This window comes from Massilia sp. BSC265 (assembly GCF_000740675.1).
Lineage (GTDB): Bacteria > Pseudomonadota > Gammaproteobacteria > Burkholderiales > Burkholderiaceae_D > Telluria.
The window spans coordinates 50821-74011 of record NZ_JPXI01000042.1 but is presented as its reverse complement, the minus strand read 5'-3'; the positions used below and the strand labels follow the sequence as shown (position 1 = coordinate 74011).

At 65.8% G+C, this 23191-nt stretch carries 22 protein-coding genes; 15 read left to right on the top strand and 7 right to left on the bottom strand.

The annotated features are described in order from the left end of the window. Positions 1-17 precede the first annotated feature (17 nt). Positions 18-3575, bottom strand: coding sequence for an indolepyruvate ferredoxin oxidoreductase family protein (locus MA09_RS21410; RefSeq protein ID WP_036252966.1), 3558 nt, complete (start codon positions 3573-3575; stop codon positions 18-20). A gap of 203 nt (positions 3576-3778) precedes the next feature. Next, positions 3779-4714 carry a LysR substrate-binding domain-containing protein gene (locus MA09_RS21405; RefSeq protein WP_036252964.1) on the bottom strand — a complete coding sequence of 312 codons (936 nt, stop codon included), beginning with the start codon at positions 4712-4714 and terminating at the stop codon, positions 3779-3781. Between the two features lie 109 nt (positions 4715-4823). Between MA09_RS21405 and MA09_RS21400 the strand changes: the two genes are divergently transcribed. Beyond that, positions 4824-6044, top strand: coding sequence for an HD-GYP domain-containing protein (locus MA09_RS21400; RefSeq protein ID WP_036252962.1), 1221 nt, complete (start codon positions 4824-4826; stop codon positions 6042-6044). Between the two features lie 4 nt (positions 6045-6048). On the opposite strand, the gene MA09_RS21395 is transcribed toward MA09_RS21400, so the two are convergent. Further along, positions 6049-6801, bottom strand: a complete 753-nt coding sequence (locus MA09_RS21395; RefSeq protein ID WP_036252961.1) for an SDR family oxidoreductase — start codon at positions 6799-6801, stop codon at positions 6049-6051. Positions 6802-6874: 73 nt separating this feature from the next. On the opposite strand from MA09_RS21395, the gene MA09_RS21390 reads away from it, so the two are divergent. Continuing rightward, a complete protein-coding gene (locus MA09_RS21390; RefSeq protein ID WP_036252959.1) occupies positions 6875-7471 on the top strand; it encodes a 2-hydroxychromene-2-carboxylate isomerase in 597 nt (198 codons plus the stop codon). Here the strand turns inward: MA09_RS21390 and MA09_RS21385 are convergent. Next, positions 7468-8505: a GGDEF domain-containing protein gene (locus MA09_RS21385; protein ID WP_036252958.1), complete on the bottom strand. Its 1038-nt coding sequence runs from the start codon at positions 8503-8505 to the stop codon at positions 7468-7470. The genes MA09_RS21390 and MA09_RS21385 overlap by 4 nt on opposite strands. A 360-nt stretch (positions 8506-8865) precedes the next feature. Between MA09_RS21385 and MA09_RS21380 the strand changes: the two genes are divergently transcribed. From MA09_RS21380 to MA09_RS21320, 13 genes are all read left to right on the top strand, one after another. Next, positions 8866-9051, top strand: coding sequence for a Flp family type IVb pilin (locus MA09_RS21380; RefSeq protein WP_051933682.1), 186 nt, complete (start codon positions 8866-8868; stop codon positions 9049-9051). Positions 9052-9246: 195 nt separating this feature from the next. Further along, positions 9247-9432: a Flp family type IVb pilin gene (locus MA09_RS21375; protein ID WP_036253691.1), complete on the top strand. Its 186-nt coding sequence runs from the start codon at positions 9247-9249 to the stop codon at positions 9430-9432. Between the two features lie 62 nt (positions 9433-9494). After that, positions 9495-10013 (top strand): prepilin peptidase, encoded by a 519-nt coding sequence (locus tag MA09_RS21370; RefSeq protein WP_036252956.1) that lies wholly within the window; start codon positions 9495-9497, stop codon positions 10011-10013. 112 nt (positions 10014-10125) lie between these two features. Further along, positions 10126-11511 (top strand): AAA family ATPase, encoded by a 1386-nt coding sequence (locus tag MA09_RS21365; RefSeq protein WP_051933681.1) that lies wholly within the window; start codon positions 10126-10128, stop codon positions 11509-11511. Next, the gene (cpaB, locus tag MA09_RS21360) at positions 11508-12362 is read left to right on the top strand and encodes a Flp pilus assembly protein CpaB (RefSeq protein ID WP_036252954.1); all 855 of its coding nucleotides are present in this window, start codon (positions 11508-11510) and stop codon (positions 12360-12362) included. The genes MA09_RS21365 and cpaB overlap by 4 nt, the downstream gene beginning before the upstream one ends. A gap of 25 nt (positions 12363-12387) precedes the next feature. Continuing rightward, complete coding sequence (locus MA09_RS21355; protein WP_036253686.1) at positions 12388-13983, top strand: type II and III secretion system protein family protein; 1596 nt, start codon at positions 12388-12390, stop codon at positions 13981-13983. Positions 13984-13998: 15 nt separating this feature from the next. After that, a complete protein-coding gene (locus MA09_RS21350) occupies positions 13999-14271 on the top strand; it encodes a hypothetical protein (RefSeq protein ID WP_036252952.1) in 273 nt (90 codons plus the stop codon). 47 nt (positions 14272-14318) lie between these two features. After that, entirely contained in the window at positions 14319-15494 is a 1176-nt protein-coding gene (locus tag MA09_RS21345; protein WP_036252950.1) for an AAA family ATPase, read from the top strand. A gap of 28 nt (positions 15495-15522) precedes the next feature. Then, positions 15523-16884, top strand: coding sequence for a CpaF family protein (locus MA09_RS21340; RefSeq protein ID WP_036252948.1), 1362 nt, complete (start codon positions 15523-15525; stop codon positions 16882-16884). A gap of 10 nt (positions 16885-16894) precedes the next feature. Then, on the top strand, positions 16895-17872 hold the full coding sequence (locus MA09_RS21335; RefSeq protein WP_036252945.1) for a type II secretion system F family protein: 978 nt from the start codon (positions 16895-16897) through the stop codon (positions 17870-17872). Positions 17873-17903: 31 nt separating this feature from the next. Then, positions 17904-18845: a type II secretion system F family protein gene (locus tag MA09_RS21330; protein ID WP_036252944.1), complete on the top strand. Its 942-nt coding sequence runs from the start codon at positions 17904-17906 to the stop codon at positions 18843-18845. 16 nt (positions 18846-18861) lie between these two features. Beyond that, complete coding sequence (locus MA09_RS21325; protein ID WP_036252943.1) at positions 18862-19965, top strand: tetratricopeptide repeat protein; 1104 nt, start codon at positions 18862-18864, stop codon at positions 19963-19965. A 91-nt stretch (positions 19966-20056) separates the two neighbouring features. After that, a complete protein-coding gene (locus MA09_RS21320) occupies positions 20057-20383 on the top strand; it encodes a BON domain-containing protein (protein WP_036252942.1) in 327 nt (108 codons plus the stop codon). Positions 20384-20395: 12 nt separating this feature from the next. Here the strand turns inward: MA09_RS21320 and MA09_RS21315 are convergent, their stop codons facing one another. From MA09_RS21315 to MA09_RS21305, 3 genes are all read right to left on the bottom strand, one after another. Further along, positions 20396-21163 carry a GIN domain-containing protein gene (locus MA09_RS21315; RefSeq protein WP_036252940.1) on the bottom strand — a complete coding sequence of 256 codons (768 nt, stop codon included), beginning with the start codon at positions 21161-21163 and terminating at the stop codon, positions 20396-20398. A gap of 214 nt (positions 21164-21377) precedes the next feature. After that, positions 21378-22223, bottom strand: coding sequence for a family 16 glycosylhydrolase (locus MA09_RS21310; RefSeq protein ID WP_036252938.1), 846 nt, complete (start codon positions 22221-22223; stop codon positions 21378-21380). A 16-nt stretch (positions 22224-22239) separates the two neighbouring features. Next, on the bottom strand, positions 22240-23145 hold the full coding sequence (locus tag MA09_RS21305) for a polysaccharide deacetylase family protein (RefSeq protein ID WP_229440813.1): 906 nt from the start codon (positions 23143-23145) through the stop codon (positions 22240-22242). Positions 23146-23191 lie beyond the last annotated feature (46 nt).

The window sequence follows — 23191 nt, the reverse complement described above, 5'->3', positions numbered from 1 at the left end:
ACCCACCCTCACGGCGATTACGCGGCGCGGCGTTTGATGTTGCCGGAAAGCAGCTCTGCCTTGCGGGCATGGAATTCGGCCACGGCTTTTTCCTTCACGTGGCCAAAGCCGCGGATCTGCTCCGGCAGCGAAGCCAGTTCGACCGCGTCGGCATGGTTCGATGCATCCAGCCTGGCGACCAGGGCTTCCACCATCTCGCGGTACTCGCCAATCAGCGCACGTTCCATCTTGCGCTCTGCCGTGCGACCGAAGAGGTCGAAGACGCCGCCGCGCAAGCCCTTCATCTTGGCCAGCAGCTTGAACGCGCCGAACATCCAGGATCCATACTGGGCCTTCACCATGTGGCCCTTGGCGTCCTTCTTGGCGAACAGCGGCGGGGCCAGGTTGAACTTGAGCTTGACGTCGCCTTCGAACTGGGTCTTGAGCTGCTCGATGAAGCGCCCATCGGTGTACAGGCGCGCCACTTCGTACTCATCCTTGTAGGCCATCAGCTTGGCGTAGTTCCTGGCCACGGCCATCGACAGCTTGTTGCCCAGGCCCTTGGCCGTTTCGGCCTCGCGCACGCGCTTCACCAGGTCTTCATACACGGCCGCATAGGCGGCGTCCTGGTAGCCGGTCAGGTGTTCGACGCGCCTCTTGATGACGCTGTCCAGGCTGTGCGGCATCTGGATGACGACGGTCTGCGCAGGGATCGCCTGCTTCTCGACGCGCTTGAAGTCCACGGCGGCGCGGCGGCCCCACAGGAAGCTCATCTTGTTCGATGCCACGGCCACGCCGTTGAGCTCGATGGCACGCAGCAGGGCGGCTTCGGACAGCGGGATGCGGCCCTTCTGCCAGGCGTAGCCCATCAGGAACAGATTGGTCGCGATCGAGTCGCCCATCAGCGCAGTCGCCAGCTTGGTCGCGTCGACGAAATCGGCGCCCGATTCGCCGCCCACCGCTTCCAGGATCAGCGAACGCACGTCGCCCGAAGGGAACTCCCAATCGCGCTGCTGCGCGAAGGTGCCGGTCGGCTGCTCGTGCAGGTTGACGATGGCGAGCGTGCGTCCCGGGCGCATCTTCGATACCGCATCGGCGGCGCCGGTGGTCAGGATGTCGCAGCCGAGGATCAGGTCCGCTTCGCCGGTAGCAATGCGCTGCGCACGCAGGCGGTCCGGGGTGGCGGCGATCTTCACGTGCGAGGTCACCGAGCCGTTCTTCTGGCTCATGCCGGTCATGTCCAGCACCGAGGCGCCCTTGCCTTCGAGGTGGGCTGCCATGCCCATCAGGGCGCCGACGGTGATGACGCCGGTGCCGCCGATGCCGTTGATCAGGATGTTGTACGGATGCTCGACGCTCGGCAGCACAGGCTCGGGCAGGGCGCCCCAACCGTCCTCGCTGCCGTTCGTCGACACGCCCGTCTTGCTCTTCTTGAGCGTGCCGCCTTCGACGGTGACGAAGCTCGGGCAGAAGCCCTTGGCGCAGGAATAATCCTTGTTGCACGAGGATTGGTCGATCTGGCGCTTGCGGCCGAATTCCGTTTCCTTCGGCAGGATCGAGACGCAGTTCGACTGGATGCCGCAGTCGCCGCAGCCTTCGCAGACGGCTTCGTTGATCACCATGCGCTGGTTCGGGTCGGGGAACTCGTTCTTCTTGCGGCGGCGGCGCTTCTCGGCGGCGCAGGTCTGGTCGTAGATGATGACGGTGACGCCCGGCAGTTCGCGCAGTTCGCGCTGCACCTCATCCATGTGCTTGCGGTCGTGCAGGGTGACCATGGCCGGCAGGTTCGAACGGTCCGCGTAGCGCGACAGGTCTTCGGTGACGAGCGCGATGCGCTTGACGCCTTCGGCCGCCATCTGCTGGGCGATGTGCGGCACCGAGGTGGTGCCGTCGACCGGCTGGCCGCCGGTCATCGCCACCGCGTCGTTGTACAGGATTTTGTAGGTGATGTTCACCTTGGCCGAGACAGCCGCGCGGATCGCCAGGTAGCCCGAGTGGAAGTAGGTGCCGTCGCCCAGGTTCTGGAACACGTGCGGTACCTTGGAGAACGCGGCCTGGCCGATCCACGGCGTGCCTTCGCCGCCCATGTGGGTGGTGAGCTTGTTCATCTCCGGATAGATCGAGGTCGCCATCACGTGGCAGCCGATGCCGGCCAGCGCAAAGGAACCGTCCGGCACCTTGGTCGAGGTGTTGTGCGGGCAGCCGGAGCAATAGAAGGCCGGGCGGAAGGGCGTGGTGATCGCCTTCTGCAGCACGGCATCCTTGGCTTCCAGGAAGGACAAGCGCGCCTTGATCAGGTCGCGGGTAGGCTCGTCGGTAACCAGGCGCGCGATGCGGCCGGCGATCACGCGCGCCACCTGCGCCACCGAAAAGTCGGCCTTTGGGGGCAGCAGCCAGTCGCCGCGCGGCGCCACCCATTCGCCCTTGTCGTCGAACTTGCCGACGATGTGCGGGCGCACGTCGTCGCGCCAGTTGTACAGCTGTTCCTTCAGTTGGTATTCCACGACCTGGCGCTTTTCTTCGACCACCAGGATCTCTTCCAGCCCTTGCGCGAACTCGCGCACGCCTTCCGGTTCCAGCGGCCAGATCATCGCCACCTTGTACAGGCGCAGGCCGACCTTCTCGGCCATGGCTTCGTCGATGCCCAGTTCTTCCAGCGCTTCAAGCACGTCCAGGTAGGATTTGCCGGAAGCGATGATGCCCAGCTTGGCGTTCGGGCTGTCGATCGTGGTGCGATTCAACTTGTTTTCACGGGCATAGGCCAGCGCCGCGTAGATCTTGTAGTCCTGCATCAGTGCTTCCTGGGCGCGCGCCTGCTGGCCCAGGGGGACGGAGGACAGTTTCGTATTCAGGCCGCCTTCCGGCATCGCGAAGTCCTGTGGATACTTGACCTCGACGCGGAAGGGGTTGGCGTCCACCGAGGCGCTCGATTCGACCGTGTCGGCCAGTGCCTTGAAGGCCACCGCGCAGCCCGAGTAACGCGACATGGCCCAGCCGTGCACGCCCAGGTCCAGGTATTCCTGCACGTTGCAGGGATAAAGCACGGGGATCATGCAGGCCGAGAAGATGTGGTCGGACTGGTGCGGCAGGGTCGAGGAGTAGGCGCCGTGGTCGTCACCGGCCACCAGCAGCACACCGCCATGCTTCGACGTGCCGGCATGGTTCATGTGCTTGAAGACGTCGCCGCAGCGGTCCACGCCCGGGCCCTTGCCGTACCACATGGCGAACACGCCGTCGTACTTGGCCGGGCCGATCAGGTCCACGGTCTGGGTGCCCCAGACGGCGGTGGCGGCCAGGTCTTCGTTCACGCCCGGCACGAACTGCACGTGGTTCGCTTCCAGGTGGCCCTTGGCCTTCCACAGCGTCTCGTCGAGGCCGCCGAGCGGCGAGCCACGGTAGCCGGACACGAAGCCAGCGGTGTTCAGGCCGGCGGCAGCATCGCGCTCGCGCTGCATCATCGGCAGGCGCACCAGGGCCTGGATACCGGAGAGGAAGATATTGCCGGACTTGGCGGTGTATTTGTCGTCGAGGGTGACGGTGTTGAGGCGGGACGAGTAGTCCGGCGTCACCGCTTGTGGCGTGACGGTATCTGGCATGGTGTCTCCAAGATCGTGATTCGGATGTTCCTGGCTGACTGCCGGGTAGGCAGGGCGGGGAAACGGCGTCGCGGTAGCGACAGCAAGCGTCAAAGGCGCTTTCAGGTGTACAGATTCGCGCGTGGAGTGTAGGGACTTCGACCGCGCAGGGCCAATAGGGAATGCGGATGGGGGTATAAGAAAATCTGATGACCGTTATAAGCTCATGCCGTGATGAGCCGTGCACCTGGCCAGGCGCCACGTGCGCACAGGTCTTCCGTGACTTCGCGGACCAGCTTCCCGATCGCCGCCGCCGCATTCGTCAGCGGGATATTGCGTGAGGCGCACAGGGTCACGCGACGCGTCACGGCGGGCTCGCCCACCGGCCAGGCCGCCATCGCCCCGCGCTCGATGTCGGCCAGCAGCGGCGCGACCGGAAGTAGGGTGGCGCCCAAGTCGGCCAGCAGCGCCGAACGCAGGATGGCGATCGAATTGATTTCCAGGACGGTGCCCAGCGCCAGGCCGGCCCTTTGCGCGACCTGCTCGACCAGCGGCCGCACGCCGTGCTGGCGCGCCGGCAGGATCAGGGTGCTGCCCAGAGCTTCACGCAGGGCCAGCCTGTCCGTCCCTGGTGCGAAGCCCGAGCCTGCACGGCAGATGAACATCAGGTCTTCCTCGACCAGCGGGGTCGCGCTGAAATGCCCGGCCGGGACTTCGTCGAACAGCACTGCCAGGTTCAGGCGGCCCGATTTGAGCTGCTCGGTGAGGCTGCCCGAGATTTCCTCGGTCAGTTGCAAGGTGATTTCAGGATACCTGGCCCGGGTGGCCTTCAAGAGCGGCAGCGCCAGCGCACCGGAAATGCTGTGCGGTAGGCCGAGCGACACGCTCCCCGAAGGCCGGGTCGTCGACTGGACCACCGCCGAACGCGCGTCGGCCACCTGCTTGAGGATCGCCTGCGCGTGCTCATAAAAGATCTTGCCGGCGTCGGTACTGACCACCCCGTGCGCCGAACGGTGCAACAGCTGTGCGCCCAGTTCTTCTTCGAGCTGACGCAGTTGCTGCGTCAAGGCCGGCTGCGCGACATGCAAGACCAGCGCGGCGCGCGAGAGCGAGCCGTGGTCGACGATGGCGACAAAGTACCGGAGCTGACGAAATTCCATCTTTTGGTGGTGTGTCCAGTAAGCAACAAACGATGATGGTTTGTAACAAAGTTGTTATACTGCATCGCGGCCGAGGGGCGCCGACATTATTACAGAGCAGAGTAGCGACATGTTAAAAAAGGTGGATTCGTCACAGCTGAAGGTCGGGATGTTCATCCATGATCTCGATTGCGGCTGGATGGACCACCCCTTCGTGCGTAACCGCTTTGCACTGACGACCGAGGACGAAATCCTCAAAATCCGTAATGCGCGGATCCGCGGTGTCGTTATCGATTGCAGCAAGGGCCTGGACGTCGACGACGCGCCGACCCTGGCACAGGCCGAAGCCGCCACCGAAGCGGAAGTGACGGCGATCGCCGCCAAGCCGGTGATCGTCACCCGCGTCTCGCTCGGCGAGGAACTCCAGCGCGCCGCCAACATCCGCAAGCAGGCCGCCGGCCTGGTGCGCACCGTGATGGCCGACGCCCGTCTCGGCAAGGCCGTCGAACTGGACAAGGTGGGACCGGTCGTGGAAAGCGTGACCGAATCGATCCTGCGTAATTCCGGCGCGTTGCTCGGTCTTCTGCGTATCAAGAACAAGGACGACTACACCTTCCTGCATTCGGTCAGCGTGTGCGCGCTACTGGTCGCGTTCTGCCGTTCGCGCAAGATGGATGAGGACACGATCTACCAGGCCGGCCTGGGCGGTTTGCTGCACGACACCGGCAAGGCGCTGGTGCCGGACACCATCCTGAACAAGCAGGGCCGCCTGACCGACGAAGAATTCGACGTCATCAAGCGCCACCCGCGCGACGGCTACGACATCCTGGTCAAGACGCCGGAAATCGGCCCGATCCCGCTCGACATCACGCTGCACCACCACGAGCGGCGCGACGGCAGCGGCTACCCGGACAAGCAGGACGAAAATCGCATCAGCGAACTGGCGCAGATGGCGGCGATCGTCGACGTCTACGACGCCATCACTTCGGACCGCTGCTACCACAAAGGCATGCCGGCGGCCGAAGCGCTGCGCAAGATCTACGAGTGGAGCAAGTTCCACTTCAGCCCGGTGCTGGCCCAGGAGTTCATGCGCTGCGTCGGCATCTACCCGGTCGGCACCCTGGTGCTGCTCGAATCCGGCCGCTTGGGCGTGGTGATCGAGCCGCACGAAACCAGCCTGCTCACGCCGAAGGTGAACGTGTTCTTCAGCACCAAGAACCAGACCTACATCAAGCCCCAGACCCTCGACCTGTCCAAGCCGCTCGGCTTCGGCGGCGGCGACAAGATCCTGCGCCACGAGTCGGCCGAGAAGTGGAATGTCAATCCGCTGCAGTTCATGAACATCGCCTGAGGCCTTACAGCCCGCCTGCGCAGCGCAGCGTTGCGCCGGTGACGTAGGACGCGGCGGGCGACAGCATCCACAGCACCGCTTCTGCGATCTCGTTGGGCGTGGCCAGGCGTCCCATCGGAATGGCCGGCGCCACCCGTTCCGGCCGGCCCGGTTCTCCCGCCGCCGCATGGATGCCGGTCAGCGTCGACCCCGGCGCCACCGCGCACACACGGATGCCCTCCAGCGCCATCTCGCGTGCCAGTCCCAGCGTGAAGGTTTCGACCGCGGCCTTGCTGGCGGCGTAGTGCACATACTCGCACGGGCTGCCGGTGCTGGATGCGATCGAGGACAGGTTGACGATCACGCCGCCGCCTTTGCCAAGCATTCCGTGGCGCCGGAAGGCGTCGATCGCCGCGCGGCAGCAGTGCATGGTGCCGTACACATTGGTCCGGAACACGGCCTCGATGGTGGCGGGAGAGGTGTCCATGAAGCGCGCGATGCGTCCCGTGATGCCGGCATTGTTGACCAGCGCGGCCGGCGGCCCGAGTTCCTGCTCGGCCCGTGCGAACAGCTGCGCCACTTCCGCTTCGACCGCGACGTCGGCCTGGATCGCGGCGGCCTGCCCGCCATCGGCGCGGATCGCCGCCACCAAGGCCTGCGCGGCCGCTTCGTCGCTGCGGTAGTTGACTGCCACCGCATGCCCAGTGGCCGCGGCCTGTCTGGCAATGGCGGCGCCAATGCCGCGCCCGGCGCCCGTCACGATCAGTACCTTGCTCATCTCGCCCCCTGTTGTCGTGGCACACTGCTGCCTGCATACTGATCGCACACTATACCAAGCGAGGTAAACGGCCATGCATCCACCCATCGAGTTCTGGTTCGAGTTCGGCAGCAACTACAGCTACCTCTCGGTGATGCGCATCGAGGCGCTCGCGCGTGCTGCCGGCGTGCCGCTGCAGTGGAGGCCGTTCCTGCTCGGGCCCATCTTCCGCGAGCTCGGCTGGCAAAGCTCACCCTTCGTCGAACAGAAGGAGAAGGGCGAGTACGTCTGGCGCGACATGGCGCGCCGGGCCGCGAAATACGGCCTTCCTTTTACCCGACCCTCCAGCTTCCCGCGCCGGGCCCTGCTGCCGATGCGGGTCGCGCTGCTCGGCGCCGAACAGGCCTGGATGGGTGAATTCTGCCGCCGTGTCATGCTGCGCAACTGGTCACACGATGCCGACATCGACGACAGCGGCACCGTGCTCGCGGCGCTAGAGGGACTGGTCGCCGATCCGGCCGCGATCCTGCGCGAGGCGGAAGGGGAGGACAACAAGGCGGTCTTGCGTGCGCAGACCGCGGCGGCACGCCGCCTGGGCATCTTCGGCGCGCCGAGCTTCATCGTGCGGGGCGAGCTGTTCTGGGGTGATGACCGCCTGGAGGATGCCCTCGAATTCGCGCAAGTTCTTTAGAAGAACTCGGCGGTGTCGTTGGTGGCGATGGTCTGCAGCAGGCCATTCGCCACCAATTCCTCGTAGTGGCAGGCGCGGTTGCGGCCGTTGGCCTTGGCGAAGTACAGGGCCTGGTCGGCATGTCCCAGCGTCACGACCGGCGAATCGGTCGCGCTGATGCTGGTGAAGCCGACGCTCACCGTGACCCGGCCTACCTGCGGGAACACATGCGCCTCGACGTTGGTGCGGAAGCGGTCGATGATCTTGCGTGCGTTCTCCAGCGTGGTCGAGCGCAGCAGCACCACGAACTCTTCGCCGCCGAAGCGGAACACGCGGTCCTGCGAGCGGAACGAGGACTGCAGCAGGTTGGCGATGAGGATCAGGACTTCGTCGCCATACAGGTGGCCGAAGCGGTCGTTCACCATCTTGAAATGGTCGACGTCGACCACGGCCAGCCACTGCTTTTCTTCGGCCCCGTGCTGGCGCCGTTCGGGCTGGCCCGGCACCAGGGGTTCGGCGTCGGCGCAGTGCAGCATGCGCGCCAGCTGGTCGTCGAAGGTCTTGCGGTTCAGGAGCCCGGTGAGCGAGTCGCGCTCGCTGTAGTCGAGCAGGTTCTGGAAATTGCGGTAGACACTGACGATCCCGCTGATCATGTGGATCTCGTCGGCGCTGAAGTGGTGCGCGTGCACGATCTCGAGGCAGGTGTCGGCCTTGTCGCCGAACCAGATCGGCAGCCACAGGCGCCGACGGCCGTCGGCCCCCAGGCCTTCGGCGCGCGAGTCATGGTGTTCGAGGCAGTGTGCCAGTTCGGGAAAGGCGGCGAGCGGGTCGCCGGGGCTGCCGCCGTCATACAGCTCTTCTGGGCAGGCCACGCCGTCAGCACGGATGCAGGCGCGCGAACGGACGAATTTCTGGCCGCAGACCGTGGCGATGCTCAAGACGCGGGTCTGCAGGGCTCCTGCCAGTTCCTGTACCGCCGAAATCACGGAGATGTCGAGCATCGTGTGATCGCGGTGGCCAGTCATGTCCACCATGTGTCGCAGCAGGGAATCCATGTCGTTTACAGAAACTGAGTCAAGCAAAGCACGGCTGGTTGATCCGACGGGTGCCGCTTTTTTAAGCGTGCAAGAGAAACAGCATAAAGTGTTTTTGTATGTCAGGCAACTATTCTTAACAATATTTATCTTGTTAATGCATAGAAGGTAATAGACGGGCACTCAGCTTGTGTAGGCACAAACCTGCATGGAAACAGAGATTTCCATGCGGCAAAACTTGCAGGAGGTCAACTTGCCGTACGGCACGATTCGGTACAGTGAACTCACTGACAGACGCAGTCGAAAGCAGCAAAAGACGGGGCCCCGTCTGTCAGTAAAACCCTGTAGCAGCAGTCCCATCAACCACATAAGGAGTTCGACATGAGCACCATTACCTCCGCCATCAAAGCCTTCGTCGCTGATGAGAACGGTGTGACGGCCATCGAGTACGGCCTGATCGCTGCCCTCATCGGCGTGGCGGTCGCAGCAACTGCTGGCGCGATCGGTACGGATATCAAGGCGGCGTTCGACTACATCGCCGATAAGCTGCCGGATAGCTTCACGTAATCGCAGGTTGCGCCCCCGGGTGCCACAAGCGCTTGGGGGCTTTTTGTGAAGAGGAGCGCGTCATGGTTGTCACGTCGTACCTCGGCACGCCAAGTGGACTCGCTGACGGACGCAGCCGCAAGCAACAAAAAACGGCACTCGTCTCTCGGCAAGGCCTTGCAGCAGATGTCCTATCAACCGCACAAGGAGTTCATCATGAGCACCATTACCTCCGCCATCAAAGTGTTCGTTGCTGATGAAAAGGGTGTGACGGCCATCGAGTACGGCCTGATCGCTGCCCTCATCGGCGTGGCGGTCGCAGCAACCGCTGGCGCTGTCGGTACGGATATCAAGGAGGCGTTTAACTACATCGCCAATAAGTTGCCGGATAGCTTCACGTAATCGCGGCTGCCCCTCAGGTGCCACAAGCCCCTGGGGGCTTTTTTTTTGAAGAGGAGCGCATCATGCCTGTGACACCGTACCTCGACACGCTGCTGCTGCTGTTGGTGGTGGCCGCTGCGATCAATGACCTGGCAAGCCGCCGCATCCCCAACCTGCTTCTGCTGGGAGGACTGGCCGGCGCACTCGTCCTGCATGCCGTGTCGCCGGATCCTGGCGCGGCGCTGCTGAACAGCCTGGGCGGTGCCGTTACCGGCCTGCTCATCTTCATGCCCTTTTACCTGGTCCGCGGCATGGCTGCCGGGGACGTCAAGATGATGGCCACGGTCGGCGCCTTCACCGGCCCTGCGGTTGCCTTGCAGGTCGCCATCCTGGCCTTTTGCGCGGGTGGCGTCATGGCCCTCGCTTTCCTCCTCTATCGCGGGCGGCTGGGAATGGCACTGTCGAACCTGTGGGGCCTCGTCAAACCTGCGCTGCTGCGGCTTCCCGCAGTACCGGCGGCGTATGAGAGCGCCGGTTCGATGCCCTATGGCCTGGCGATCGCTGCCGGCACGATCTATCTATTGATAGGCCGTTACGCTTGACTTTTTCATTGAGTCATCTTCCTTGGCAGACATCAAGCGCCAGGAAATGACCGATGGCTAGAATCAATTTAACAAATGTAAGAAATATCCGTATCCAGCAGGAGGTTTCCCTATGGAAGCGTTATCAGCGTCTACGCCAGCCGCCTTCGACGAGCGCCTGGCAGCGGCCTCGCAGGGCGCACCCGGGCCCGAACGCGTACCGGTCCTGCCGCGCCAGCCGCGCACTCTGTGCGACACCGGCCTCGAACCGCGGTTCGTCGCCTCCTTGGTGGTCAAGGCCCTGCATGCAAGCGGCAAGACCGCACTGTCGGTCCTCACCGGCCGCCTGCACCTGTCGACCAGCGTGGTGCGCGAAGTGCTGCAGGCGCTGATTGCCGAGCAGCAGGTGGAAGTGGCATGGTGCGGCGAGTCCGACATCGACGTGCACTACCAGCTGACCGCTTTCGGCGTGCGTGCGGCTACCGAATACCTTGCGGAATCACGTTATGTCGGCCCGGCTCCGGTGACGCTCGACGCCTACTGCGCTGTGCTGGCGCAGCAGTCGCTGCGCCAGCACGCCGCCGCCCGCATCACGCCCGCCGAGCTGCATGCCGCGCTGGCGGACGACAGCATCGAACCTGCGGTGCGCGAACTGCTCGGCGCCGCACTGCACTCGCATCGTCCGCTGATGCTGTACGGCCCGTCCGGCAGCGGCAAGACGACGCTGGCGCGCAAGCTGGCGCGGCTGTACCAGGAACCGGTGGCAGTGCCTCACGCGGTGCTGATCAAGCACGAGATCGTGCAAATTCATGACCCGGCCCTGCATGCGGCGCCGCGGCAGTCGCGCGTGCTGGAGGATCGGCGCAGCTGCGACGCGCGCTGGGTGCTGTGCCAGCGGCCGCTGGTGCATACAGGCGCCGAACTGACGCGCGACATGCTTGAACTGCATAGCGATGCCGCCAGCGGCGTGTTGCGCGCGCCGCCGCAGCTGCTGGCCAACAACGGCCTGCTGGTGCTCGACGATATCGGCCGCCAGCGCGTGCCGGCCGACGAGGTGCTGTACCGGCTGCTCGGTGCACTCGAACGGGGCACCGACCATGTCGCCGTCCCCGGCGGGGCGAGCCATGCGCTGCCATTCGACGCGTCGCTGGTGCTGGCCACCAGCCTGGTCCCCGAGTCGGTCCTGGATGACTCCTGCCTGCGCCGCATCGGTTACCGGATCCCGGTCGGCCCACTGTCCGAGAAAGCATACCGCGCGCTGCTGCGGCGCCAGTGCCTGCTGCGCAACATCGACGCCGACGAGGGCGCGATCAACTACCTGATCGACGAATTGCACCGCCGTACCCGGCGTCCGCTGCTGCCAGCCTTGCCCCATGAGCTGCTCGGCCGGATTGCCGACTTCGCCGGCTTTGCCGGCCGCGTCCCACGTTTCGACGTGGATAGCGTGGCCCAGGCCTGGAGCAGCCTGTTCAGCCCCATGGCGGCGCTGGAATCGAGCAACCTGGGAGAAATCCAATGAAAAACAAGCGTGCCGTGACCGTGATGGCGCTCGCGATCCTGTTCGGCCTTGCCGCCGTGGTGCTGGCCTCGCACTGGCTCCTGAAACAACCTTCGGCAAGCGCCAGCCGCATTGTCGTGGCGTCGTCGGACATCAACATCGGGCAGCGCCTGACGCCCGAGATGCTCAAGCTGGTCGAATGGCCGGCCCACAGCGTGCCGAAAGGTGCGTTCGACGATCCGCAGAAGCTCGGTGGCCGGGTACTCAAGACCAGCATCCTGCTCGGCGAGCCGCTGAGCGAAGCGAAGCTGGCGCCGGTGGGCACCCTGGGTGGCCTGTCGGCCCTGATCACCGAAGGCAAGCGTGCCATCACGGTGCGTGTCAACGACGTGATCGGCGTGGCCGGCTTCGCACTGCCGGGCAACTACGTGGACATCATCGTCAGTACCGAGACCGACCCGCAGCCGCAGGGCGAGATGTCCCGCCAGCGCAGCATCTCCAAGATCGTGCTGGAACGGATCCTGGTGCTGGCGGTGGCGCAGGAAGTCAACCGGGACGAGACCAAACCGAAGGTCGTGAACGCCGTCACGCTCGAAGTGACGCCCGAGCAGGCCGAGAAGCTCGACTTGGCGCGCAGCGTCGGCACCCTGTCGCTGGCGCTGCGCAACCAGGTCGATCCGGCCGCGGCCGACACCGCGGGCGCCACCAAGGACAATCTGCTGCCCAAGGCGGACCCGCCGGTGCGCCAGGTGGCGATGCCGGTGCGGGCTCCCCAGCCGCGCGCACAGGCCCCGCGAGCAGCTCCGGCCCCCGCTCCGCGTGACTGCGTCAAGGTCATCAACGGCCTGCACGCATCGCAGGAATGCTTCTGACCTTCACCGACCCGGGATGGATGCCATGAACAGACGTTTTAACTTCGCACCGCTCGCGGCAGGCCTGGCCCTGGCCGCCGCCACACCGGCCCTCGCCTCCGCAACCGTCAAATCGGCGGATGCCCTCGCCAAGCCGCCCGTGGCCAGTACCAAACCTGTGGCCGGCGCCGCTCAAGCGGCGCCGGCAAGGCCGGCGGCAGGAGCACGGCCGCAAGCCACCGGCTGCGTCGGCGAAGCGGCGCGCCCCGCCACGCTGACCCTCAACATGGGCAAGTCGACCATGCTGCGCCTGCCCGAACGGGTCGCCCACCGCAGCGTCGGCAATCCGGGCGTGGTGCAGGCCATGCTGGTGGCGCCGGACACGCTGTACATCGCCGGCGTCGACGTGGGCAGCACCAACATGATCGTGCAGGGTAAAAGCGGGCTGTGCAGTGTGGTGGACATCGTCGTCGCGATGGACCCGGCCGCACTGCAGGCGACCCTTGCCGTGGCCCTGCCCGAGGAAAAGGACATCCGCGTGCTCGCCGCCGCCGATTCGCTGGTGCTGACCGGCACCGTCAGCGACACCGGAGCGATCGCCCGTGCGGTCGAGCTGGCCAACGCCTACGTGCGCCGTCCGCTGCGCCAGGTGACGGCCGTCGCCGAGGAGAACAAGACGGATGGCGTGATCGACATCGGGGGCGGCGGCGGTGGCGGCGGCTCGTCTCCCGATTCGACGCGGGTGATCAACCTTCTCGGCGTCAGCGCGCCGCAGCAGGTGCAGCTCGAAGTGAAGATCGCCGAGGTGTCGAAGACCCTGCTCGAGCGGCTAGAAGCCGAGTCCGTGCTCAGTTTCGGCGGCGGTAGCTGGGCCACAGTCGTAGCGTCGAGCTTCCTGAGTGGCCGCGTGCCGAGCAGTGTGGGAACTGCCGGCACCAGGCACTTTGGTTTCAGGGCTGCGCCCGAGAAGCAGGACAGCCTGGTGCGCGTGCTGGCCGAGCCGAACGTGCTCGCCATCAGTGGCCAGGAAGGCACCTTCCTGGCTGGCGGCAAGTTCTACATTCCGGTGGCCCAGGACAACAACAAGATTACGCTTGAAGAAAAGGAATTCGGCGTCGGTCTGCGCTTCACCCCGACTGTGCTGTCGGGCGGGCGCATCAATCTGAAGGTGGCGCCGGAAGTTTCCGAGCTTTCGCGTGAAGGGGTCGGTGTCTCGGCCCTCGGCATCACCGGCACCTCGATCCTGCCCTTGGTTACCACACGCCGCGCCAGCACCACCGTGCAGTTGTATGACGGCCAGAGCTTCGCCATCGGCGGGCTGGTGCGGAACAACCTGGTGGCCAACCTGAAGGGACTGCCGATGCTGGGCGAAGTGCCGGTGCTGGGTGCGCTGTTCCGCAGCACCGACTACCAGCAGGACCGCACCGAACTGGTGTTCGTGATCACCGCGCGCCTGGTGAAGCCGATTCCGGGCGCCGGGTACGAACTGCCGACCGACAAGGTAGGCATCCCGTCGCGCGCCGGAGTGCTGCTCGGCGGACGGCTGGAAGGCGCCGCGCCGGCCACGACCGCCGCCGCCGCGTCCACTCTGCAGGTGGCGCCACCCACGGCGCAGACCGCCGGCGGCTTCGAACTCAAATAGGAGGCTATCGTGACCATGACGATACGATTGACCGCGCTGGCGCTGATCGGCGCCTGCCTGCAGGGCTGCGTACAGACCACCCCGCGATGGGACCACCAGTTCGGCAGTGCCACGCGCACCAACTTGGCCGCCCAGGTGCTCGATCCGGCAGCGGCGGCCAACAGGAATCCTGCCACCGGAGTCGACGGCCGTGCGGCGAAAGGCGCGCACGACCGCTACCAGCGCAGCTTCGCCCAGCCCGAAAGCGCACCGCCTGCTCTCATTCTCGGTGTCGGTAGTGCCCGATGATCGCCTTCCATTCAACCTGACCAGATGCGCCAGCAACAAGGATCGCCATGAAAGCGCTACTCATCAGCCGCGACAGCCAGCTCTATGCGGAAATCGCCTCCCAGGGCGCCGCGCGCGTGCCGCCGCTGAACCTCGGAGCGATCCGCTCCAGCCTGCGTGAGGCGCTCGACCGGCCCGAGGCAGACCCGCCCCAGCTGGTCATCGTCGACGCGACCGACACCGAACCTTCCGAGGCCGCGCTGCTCGAACGCCTCGGTCGCCAGTATCCCGAGGCGCACCTGATGCTGATGACTGACCAGCACCAGCCGGAACTCCTGATCCGCGCCATGCGCGCCGGCGTGCGCGAAGTGCTGCAGCTGCCGCTGGTGCATCGCGCCTTCCACGAGTCGATGGACCGCATCTCGGCTGCCGCCGGCGTCTCGAATATGCGTGACGGCAAGGTCCTTGCCTTCATCGCCTGCAAGGGCGGCAGCGGTGCCACCTTCATCTCGACCAATTTCGGCTACGCGCTGTCCACGCTGGCCGCCAAGAAAGTCCTGCTGATCGACCTGCACAGCCAATTCGGCGACGCGGCTCTCTATGTGTCTGACCAGAAGCCGACCATGACCCTGTCCGACGTCTGCGCGCAGATCGGCCGTGTGGACGGCCAGTTCCTGGAAAACTGCCTGGTGCACGTCACACCCGGGTTCGGCGTGCTGGCCGCGGCGGACGACCCGGCCCATGCAAGGGAAGCCAAGCCGGAGCACATCGACACCATCCTGCGCGTCGCGCGCCAGCACTACGACTACGTGCTGCTCGACGTCGGCCGCCAGATCGACGCCGTGTCGCTGCGCGCGCTCGACGTCACCGACACCATCTACCCGGTGCTGCAGCTGGCGCTGCCCGACATCCGCGATGCACGCCGGCTGCTCGACATCTTCCGCTCGCTCGGCTACATGCTGGATAACATCCGCCTGATCGTCAATCGCTACGAAAAAGGCGGCAAGCTGCGCCTGCAGGACCTGCATGGCGCGCTCGGCTGCGAAGTGGTGCATACCTTCCCCAACGATTACGTGGCCGTCACCGATTCGGTCAACCAGGGCGTGCCGGTGCTGCAACTGTCGCGCTCGAGCGCCGCCGCGCGCAGCCTGGCGGACATGGTCGAACTGGTGACGGACCGCCGCGTCCAGGAAAGCAAGGGTCTGTTCGACCGCCTGTTCGGACGCGGCGATTCCGAAGACTGAACGCAACCAAGGACGAAAAGGAGTACCCATGTCCCTACGCGAACGCCTCGCCAGCGCCAGCCAGGAGCGCCAGTCCGGCGCCGCCCCGGCCGGAGCGGCCATGCCGGAAACCGGCAGCCAGGCCTACCAGGAACTCAAGAAACTGATGCACCAGATGATCCTGGACCGCATCGACCTCGAGCGGCTCAAGCGCCTGACCGCCGAGCAGTTCAAGCACGAACTGGCGCTGCTGGTCCAGCGCATCATCGAGGAAGAGCGCATCGTGCTGAACCAGCACGAGCGCCATCACCTGGTGCTCGACATCCAGCACGAGATGCTCGGCTTCGGCCCGCTCGAGCCGCTGCTGAACGACCCCACCGTCTCCGACATCCTGGTCAACACGGCCAACAAGGTCTACGTCGAGCGGCGCGGCAAGCTCGAACTCACCGACATCAGCTTCCACGACAATGCCCACCTGATGAAGATCATCGAGAAGATCGTCTCGCGCGTGGGCAGGCGCGTGGACGAGTCGAGCCCGATGGTCGACGCGCGCCTGCCCGACGGCTCGCGTGTCAATGCGATCATCCCGCCGCTGGCGGTGGACGGGCCGCTGCTGTCGATCCGGCGCTTCGGCACCGCCCCGCTGACGGTGCAGAACCTGCTCGACTACAAGAGCATGACGCCGCCGATGATCCAGGTGCTGCAGGCGCTCGGCGTGGCCAAGGTGAACATCCTGATCTCGGGCGGCACCGGCAGCGGCAAGACCACGCTGCTCAACCTCATCTCCGGCTTCATCCCGCCCACCGAGCGCATCGTGACGATCGAGGACGCGGCCGAGCTGCAGCTGCGCCAGCCGCACGTGGCGCGCCTGGAAACCCGCCCGCCGAACATCGAAGGCAAGGGCGAGGTGACCCAGCGCGCCCTGGTGCGCAATGCGCTGCGGATGCGTCCCGACCGCATCATCCTGGGCGAGGTGCGTGGCGCCGAGGCGCTCGACATGCTGCAGGCGATGAATACCGGCCATGAAGGTTCGCTGGCAACAATCCACTCGAATACGCCGCGCGACGCGCTGTCGCGGCTGGAAAACATGGTCAGCATGGCCGGCGTGAACCTGACGGCGCGCGCAATCCGGCAGCAGATCGTGGCGGCGGTGACGGTGGTGGTGCAGGCGTCGCGCCTGACCGACGGTACTCGCAAGGTCGTCAGCGTGCAGGAGATTACCGGCATGGAGGGCGAGGTCATCTCGATGCAGGAAATCTTCCATTTCGAGCAGAGCGGCGTCGACGCCGACGGCAAGGTGCGGGGCCGCTTCTGCGCCACCGGGGTGCGCCCGCGCTTCGCCGACCGCATCAGGATGTACGGCGTGCCGGTGCCCGAAGAAGCGTTCGACCCCGACCGGACATTCGACTGAAGGAGGGCGCATGGACGCAGTGTTCTATGCTTTCGTGGTGTTCCTGTTCGCGGCGGTGATCCTCGCGATCGAGGCAACGTACCTGTGGTGGATGGGCTCGCACGGCGCGGCAGCCCGCCGCGTCGCCCGCCGGCTGCAGTTGATGTCCGGTTCGGCCGGACGCAGCGGCGAGCGGATCTCGATCCTCAAGCAGCGCAGGCACAGCCGCAACGAGACGCTCGACCGGGTGCTGCAGGGAGTCCCGTTGACGCACCGGATCGACGCGCTGCTGGTGCAGGCCGGCAGCCAGGCATCGGTGGGCCAGTTCCTGGCCTGGTCGTTCGGCTGCATGGCCTTCGTCACGCTGGTGTCGCTCGGGTGGCCGCTGCCGGCCCCCGCACGCATGCTCCTGGCCGCGCTTGGGCTGAGTGTGCCGTGGTTCCTGGTACGCCGTGCGCGCCAGCGCCGTCTGCTCTGCATCGAGCAACAGCTGCCCGATGCCGCCGACTTCATTGCACGGGCGCTGCGCGCTGGCCATTCCTTCAGCAACGTGTTGCAGATCGTCGGCAACGAGCTGTCGGAGCCGCTCAGCGGCGAGTTCCGGATCGCGCGCGAGGAAATCAACTACGGCGTGCCGATGAACGAGGCGCTGCACGGCATGGCTGCCCGCATCCCGTTGACCGACCTGCGCTACCTGATCATCGCGGTGCTGATCCAGCGCGAATCAGGCGGCAACCTGGCCGAGATCCTGGGGAACATCAGCCAGATCATCCGCGCCCGCCTGAAGCTGGTGGCGCATGTGCGCGTGCTGTCGGCGGAAGGACGGATGTCGGCATGGATCCTGGGCCTGCTGCCCTTCGGCGTGGCGGGCATGATGCTGGTGACGAGCCCGGAGTACATCAAGGTGCTCTGGACCGATCCGACCGGCGTGCGCATGCTCTGGGGCGCCCTGGTCATGGTCGTCATTGGGTTCATCTGGCTGCGCCAGCTCATCCGTATCCGTATCTGAGACCGTATCCACGTCTGCCTTCGAGGTGACCATGACATCCTCCCAGCTGATATTCCTGCTCGTTGTCCTCTGTGTCGTCTGCGGCCTGGCCTGGCTCGGCCTGGTGCTGTTCGCGCCACTCGCCCTGCGCGAGCGCCTGCGCCGCTTCCTCGGCAGCGCGACCCAGAGCCAGCTGGACAGCAGCGGCGGCTGGGTCGAGCGCGTCGCCAAGGCAGCCAAGCCGCTGACCAAACTCTCGATACCAGAGGAAGGCTGGGAAAAGTCCGCCCTGCGCACCCGGTTCATGAATGCCGGCTGGCGCAACCCGTCGGCGCCGACGCTGTACTTCGCGTCGAAGACCGGACTGGCCCTGCTGCTGCCGGCGCTGGCGGCGCCAATCGTCTTTTTCTATGGCGGCGCGATGACCAGCGGCCTCGTGCTGACGGTGCTGCTGCTGGCGGCTTCGTTCGGCTACTACCTGCCAAACCTGGTGCTCGATCGGATCGTGAAGCGCCGCCGTCGCGAGATCTTCGAGACCATTCCCGATGCGCTCGACCTGTTGACGGTGTGCGTCGAAGCAGGCCTGGGCCTGGAGCGCGCCATGGTGAAGGTGGCAGCTGAAATCCACATCAAGAGCGCCGTGCTGGCCCAGGAGCTGCAGATCGTCCTGATGGAAATGCGGGCCGGGTTCAGCAAGGAAAAGGCGCTGCGCAATTTCGCGCTGCGCTCAGGCGTCGAGGACGTGGACACGTTGGTGGCGATGCTGATCCAGTCCGAGCGCTTCGGCACCAGCGTGGGCGACTCCCTGCGCGTGCATTCCGAGAACCTGCGCTACAAGCGCCGCATGATCGCCGAGGAATGTGCCGCCAAGATCGGCCTGAAGCTGCTGTTCCCCCTGATCTTTTGTATTTTCCCCACGCTGATGTTGGTGCTGCTCGGTCCCGCCGGCCTCCAGCTCACACGCACGCTGGGATCGTTGACTGTCGCGAATTGAACCTGAAGGAACTCTCATGCGAATTCCTGCTTTCCTGACCCGCTTGTCGCTGCTGTGCGCCGGCGCCAGCCTGCTTGCCTGCGCACCGCTCGGCGGCCGCGTGAAAGTGGACGCCGGGACACCGGCTGCCGACGACGCCTACCGCGCCGGCCGCAACCATCACCTCGCGCGCCGCTACGACGAGGCGCGTGCCGCCTACCAGGCTGCGCTGCAGGCCGCGCCGCAGCACGTCAACGCGCGCAACGGATTGGCGACGCTGTACGCGGAACAGCGCGAGTTCGCTACCGCGATTACGTTGTGGCGCGCATTGACCGACTCGCTGACCTTGTCCTCCGGTCCCGGCAAGGCCTACCTGCTCAGCAACCTCGGCCATGCCTATTTCCTCACCGGGGAGTACGCCAACGCCCTGGTCTCGCTCGAGAAGGCCTGCCTGCTCGATCCGCTCAACCACCGTTCCTGGCAACTGCTGGGCGAAACCCTGCGCAAGCTGGGACAGGAAGAGCGCGCGCAGCAGATGCTGAGCCAGGCCGAGGCCTTGCGTGCCCACAACCTGCGCGCGGACTATGCCGTTGCCGGCAGCCGTACCCAGGTCGCGGCGATCGACCGCGCACTCCAGGCGCCGGCGCGTGAGGAGAATAGTTGGGGCCAGGTGCAGCTGCACGCCGGCGCGGATGGCATGCTGGAGCTGCGGCGCGGCCCGATGCCGGCCGAGCCGTCGGTTCCAGCGCGGTTACCGGAACCGGCGCCGGCCACGCCCGGCCGGGCCGGTCCGCTCCTCGCGCTGGTAGAGGTGCGCAATGGGAATGGCGTGCCGGGCATGGCACGCTTGGTGGCAGGCCAGGTCGGCACTGGCGGCCTGAAAGTGGCGCGCCTGTCGAACCAGAACGGCTTCGGCGTGCGCCAGACCCGCATCGAATATGAAGCAGCCTACCGCGTGGCGGCCGAACACCTGGCCAGCCGTTTCGGCAGCGCGCAGTTGCAGGAAGTGGCCAACTGCGCCCCTGCCAACCTGCGCGTGGTGCTCGGGCGCGACGTCGGCCGGCGCGGGTTCGCCTTGCGTCCGGCGAACCCGGCCGGGAATGCCACGGGGCCGGTACTGGCATTGAACAAACCTGACTGAAAAAGGTCCGCCTGCACGTTTGGCCGGCATCAAACTCCGGCCGAGGGCTCCCGAGAGAATGGGCTGGTCTGCCTTCTCTCGGGAGCCCTCAATGAACCTTTCCTACCGCATCCATCTGATCCTGCTCGGCCTGGTGCTGGCCATCCTCAGTGCCTGCGCCCCTTCCGGTACGCACCGCGGCACCGGCGAATACATCGACGATACCGCCATCACCACCCGGGTCAAGACAGCGTTCGCCACCGATCCGCAAGTCAAGGCAACCGAGGTGCAGGTCGAGACCTACAAGGGAACGGTGCAGCTCAGCGGTTTCGTCGAGTCGCCCGAAAGCGCGGCGCGGGCGGCACAACTCGCCCAGGACGTGCCCGGAGTGAAAGAAGTGCGGAACAGCATGGTGGTCCGGGAGCGACTCCGCCAGTAGGGCTGAAGCCCCTTACTTCCAGCTGACCTTGCCCATGCCGTTGGTATTGGCATTGCGGGTCGCGGGGTTCCCGTAGACGGTCGCCGAGCCCATGCCGCTCAGGTCGATCTCGGCCGCACGGGTGGCGTGAACAGTCGCGCCACCCAACCCGGTCATGTCGAGATCGACCGATTCGGCACGCAGGCCCTGTGCTTCCAGGCTACCGACACCGGCCAGTTTGGCGCGCAGCAGTTTGCTCTCGCCGTTGACGCTGATGCGGCCGGCGCCGCGCAGGCTGAGGTCAACGCGCTCGGCACGCACGCCATTCAGGGCCAGTCCACCGACGCCACCCAGGCGGGCGTCGATATTGCGGTAATTGCTGTTCATGGTGACCGAGCCGGCGCCGTCGAGGGCGACCTGGATGGAATTGCCCGAGAAGCCGGTGACGGTCGATGCGCCCACCCCCTGCGAGGTGAACTCGGCGAGGTTGGGCACGGTGAGTTCGGCGCGCAGCTTCTCGTTCATGTCGCCACGGCGGGTGTTGAAGGATTCGGTACCGATTTCCAGCGTGTCACCGCGCTGGGAGGTGGTGATGCGCTGCACGAAACGGCGGTCACCCGATACGACGAGGGAGGGCGTGCTGCCCTGACGCAGGACGAGGTCGACGACGCCGTCCAGTTTCACCTTGGTGACCTTGGCATCGACACTACGGTTTTCACGCACGACATCGTCAGCGATGCCGGGGCTGGCGACCAGTGCGAGCGTGGCGGCGACGGCAGCGGCACTCAACAGTTTTTTCATGCTTGTTCTCCGGTAGGTTGGCGATGGAAGCACTATAGATCGCTGCCATGCCGCACCCGAGGCGATTGCGATGAACTGCGCAATCCGCGGCCTGGAGCGTAAAAAAGCCGGGCTGGCGCGAGGAGGCCGCGTGGCGTTCCACGCAAGGACGAACAGCGCCGCCCCGCTCGCGAAACGCGACCGTGAGCAAGGCATTTCCTACCAGGACAGCTTCTTACTGCCCGGACGTGGCACGCCGGTAGACCCGCACATAATCCACCAGCATGCGCTGGGGCAGGACCGTCGTGCCGTCCGGATTGCCGGGCCAGGCACCGCCGACGGCCAGGTTCAGGAGCACGAAGAAGGGATGCTCGAACACCCAGTCGCCCTTGACCAGGCTTGGTCGCGCCGTATGGTAGTGGATGCCGTCGACATACCAGCGGATCTCGCCGCGTTCCCATTCCACCGCGAACACGTGGAAATCGTCGGCAAAGATGCCGTTGGCCAGATTCGAGCGGCTGCCGTAGGCCTTGTCGCCCGAATAGCCGGGACCGTGCAGGGTGCCGTACACGGTCGACGGCTCCTTGCCGATGATCTCCATGATGTCGATCTCGCCGCTGCGCGGCCAGCCTACCTGCTTGATGTCCGCTCCCAGCATCCAGAAGGCCGGCCAGATGCCCTGGCCCTTCGGCACCTTGATGCGCGCCTCGAAGCGGCCGTGCATCTGTTCCATCAGGCCGGCGGTCTTGAGGCGCGCCGAGGTGTAATCGTTGCCGCCATAGCGTTCCTGGCGCGCTTCGATGACGAGCATGCCGCCCTCCACCCGGGCGTTCTCCGGACGATCGGTGTAATGCTGCAGTTCCTTGTTGCCCCAGCCATGGCCGTCGGTCTCCGCCACCCATTTCGTGCGGTCAAGCTGGGTGCCGTCGAATTCGTCGCTCCATGCCAGCGTCCAGCCGGCAGGTGCGCCATCGGACGCGAGGGAGCCGCCCGATAGGGCGGCGGGCGGCGTGGCGCAGCCGCCGCCGGCCAGCGCGAGCAGCGTGGACAGGGTGGCGGCGAGAAGGCGGATCGGTTTCATGGGTCTCCTTGTCGTGTCAGGGGCCGGCAGGGGAGCGTGCCTGCTGCTGCCTGACGTGTTTCATGATGTTGAGGAAGGTATCGGTCCAGACCAGCTGGCGATTGTCGGCGAGGAAGCGCAGCAGTTCCTCGTGGGCCTGGGTGGAGATGCTGAGGTAGTCGCCGCCGATGCCGTGGAAGGTGAAGTTGACCATGGTCCCGCGCTGCATGGCCTCCTTGACGATGGCGATCAGCTCCGCGCCGCTGCTGCCGACTGGCGCCGCCACTGGCACCGCGAGCGGATCGAGCGTGCGCATCGCATCGATCACGCCACTGCCGCCCGTGACCTTGATCGCAACGAAGCTGGCGCGCACCGTGGGCAGGTAGTCCCGGCCGCCGGCCAGGGTGTCGCCGCAGGGCAGCGTGTAGGTGCGCTCCTGGCGCCCGTCGATCGCCGCCAGCATGGTATTGGCCAGCAAGACCTGCTCGCGCATCTGCTCCACGCTGATGGTATCGAGGTTGCGGTGCGGCTCGACCCAGTCGCGCCCGGGTTTGCTGCGTGCGCACTGGTGGAACAGGCTGTGGTTGCCGAGTTCGTGCCCGGCCCGCGCGGCCGCGCGCCATCCCTCCATGCGCCGTGCCACTGCCGGATTCGACAGGGTCAGGTAGAAGCTGCCCTTCAGCCCGACCTTGTCGAGGGCGGGCAGGGCATGGTCGAGCTGTGAATCGAGGGCATCGTCGTAAGCAAGGCTGACGGCGGCCCTTGCCCCGTGTGGCCAGGCGAAGGCAGTACCGGCTTCCGCGGCCATGGCGGCAGGTATGCCGGCATGCAGTCCCGCGAGCAGGGCATATGCGAGCGCGCGCCGGAGCCATTTTCCACCCTTCGGCAGGCCTGCGTGCGGCATGTTGCCGGCCACCCCGGCCGCGTATCTACCCTGCTCCATCGCCATCCTTTTCAGTCACTGTTTGGAAACGTTACCAGAATGTCAA

Excerpts from the sequence above, each read along its gene's own strand:
- MA09_RS21405 (WP_036252964.1), bottom strand. The coding sequence starts at position 4,714 with ATGGAATTTCGTCAGCTCCGGTACTTTGTCGCCATCGTCGACCACGGC.
- MA09_RS21350 (WP_036252952.1), top strand. The coding sequence starts at position 13,999 with ATGACGATACGATTGACCGCGCTGGCGCTGATCGGCGCCTGCCTGCAG.
- MA09_RS21315 (WP_036252940.1), bottom strand. The coding sequence starts at position 21,163 with ATGAAAAAACTGTTGAGTGCCGCTGCCGTCGCCGCCACGCTCGCACTG.
- MA09_RS21325 (WP_036252943.1), top strand. The coding sequence starts at position 18,862 with ATGCGAATTCCTGCTTTCCTGACCCGCTTGTCGCTGCTGTGCGCCGGC.
- MA09_RS21385 (WP_036252958.1), bottom strand. The coding sequence starts at position 8,505 with ATGGATTCCCTGCTGCGACACATGGTGGACATGACTGGCCACCGCGAT.
- MA09_RS21365 (WP_051933681.1), top strand. The coding sequence starts at position 10,126 with ATGGAAGCGTTATCAGCGTCTACGCCAGCCGCCTTCGACGAGCGCCTG.
- MA09_RS21335 (WP_036252945.1), top strand. The coding sequence starts at position 16,895 with ATGGACGCAGTGTTCTATGCTTTCGTGGTGTTCCTGTTCGCGGCGGTG.
- MA09_RS21330 (WP_036252944.1), top strand. The coding sequence starts at position 17,904 with ATGACATCCTCCCAGCTGATATTCCTGCTCGTTGTCCTCTGTGTCGTC.
- MA09_RS21380 (WP_051933682.1), top strand. The coding sequence starts at position 8,866 with ATGAGCACCATTACCTCCGCCATCAAAGCCTTCGTCGCTGATGAGAAC.
- MA09_RS21320 (WP_036252942.1), top strand. The coding sequence starts at position 20,057 with ATGAACCTTTCCTACCGCATCCATCTGATCCTGCTCGGCCTGGTGCTG.
- cpaB (WP_036252954.1), top strand. The coding sequence starts at position 11,508 with ATGAAAAACAAGCGTGCCGTGACCGTGATGGCGCTCGCGATCCTGTTC.
- MA09_RS21305 (WP_229440813.1), bottom strand. The coding sequence starts at position 23,145 with ATGGAGCAGGGTAGATACGCGGCCGGGGTGGCCGGCAACATGCCGCAC.
- MA09_RS21400 (WP_036252962.1), top strand. The coding sequence starts at position 4,824 with ATGTTAAAAAAGGTGGATTCGTCACAGCTGAAGGTCGGGATGTTCATC.
- MA09_RS21410 (WP_036252966.1), bottom strand. The coding sequence starts at position 3,575 with ATGCCAGATACCGTCACGCCACAAGCGGTGACGCCGGACTACTCGTCC.
- MA09_RS21390 (WP_036252959.1), top strand. The coding sequence starts at position 6,875 with ATGCATCCACCCATCGAGTTCTGGTTCGAGTTCGGCAGCAACTACAGC.
- MA09_RS21345 (WP_036252950.1), top strand. The coding sequence starts at position 14,319 with ATGAAAGCGCTACTCATCAGCCGCGACAGCCAGCTCTATGCGGAAATC.
- MA09_RS21370 (WP_036252956.1), top strand. The coding sequence starts at position 9,495 with ATGCCTGTGACACCGTACCTCGACACGCTGCTGCTGCTGTTGGTGGTG.
- MA09_RS21375 (WP_036253691.1), top strand. The coding sequence starts at position 9,247 with ATGAGCACCATTACCTCCGCCATCAAAGTGTTCGTTGCTGATGAAAAG.
- MA09_RS21355 (WP_036253686.1), top strand. The coding sequence starts at position 12,388 with ATGAACAGACGTTTTAACTTCGCACCGCTCGCGGCAGGCCTGGCCCTG.
- MA09_RS21310 (WP_036252938.1), bottom strand. The coding sequence starts at position 22,223 with ATGAAACCGATCCGCCTTCTCGCCGCCACCCTGTCCACGCTGCTCGCG.
- MA09_RS21395 (WP_036252961.1), bottom strand. The coding sequence starts at position 6,801 with ATGAGCAAGGTACTGATCGTGACGGGCGCCGGGCGCGGCATTGGCGCC.
- MA09_RS21340 (WP_036252948.1), top strand. The coding sequence starts at position 15,523 with ATGTCCCTACGCGAACGCCTCGCCAGCGCCAGCCAGGAGCGCCAGTCC.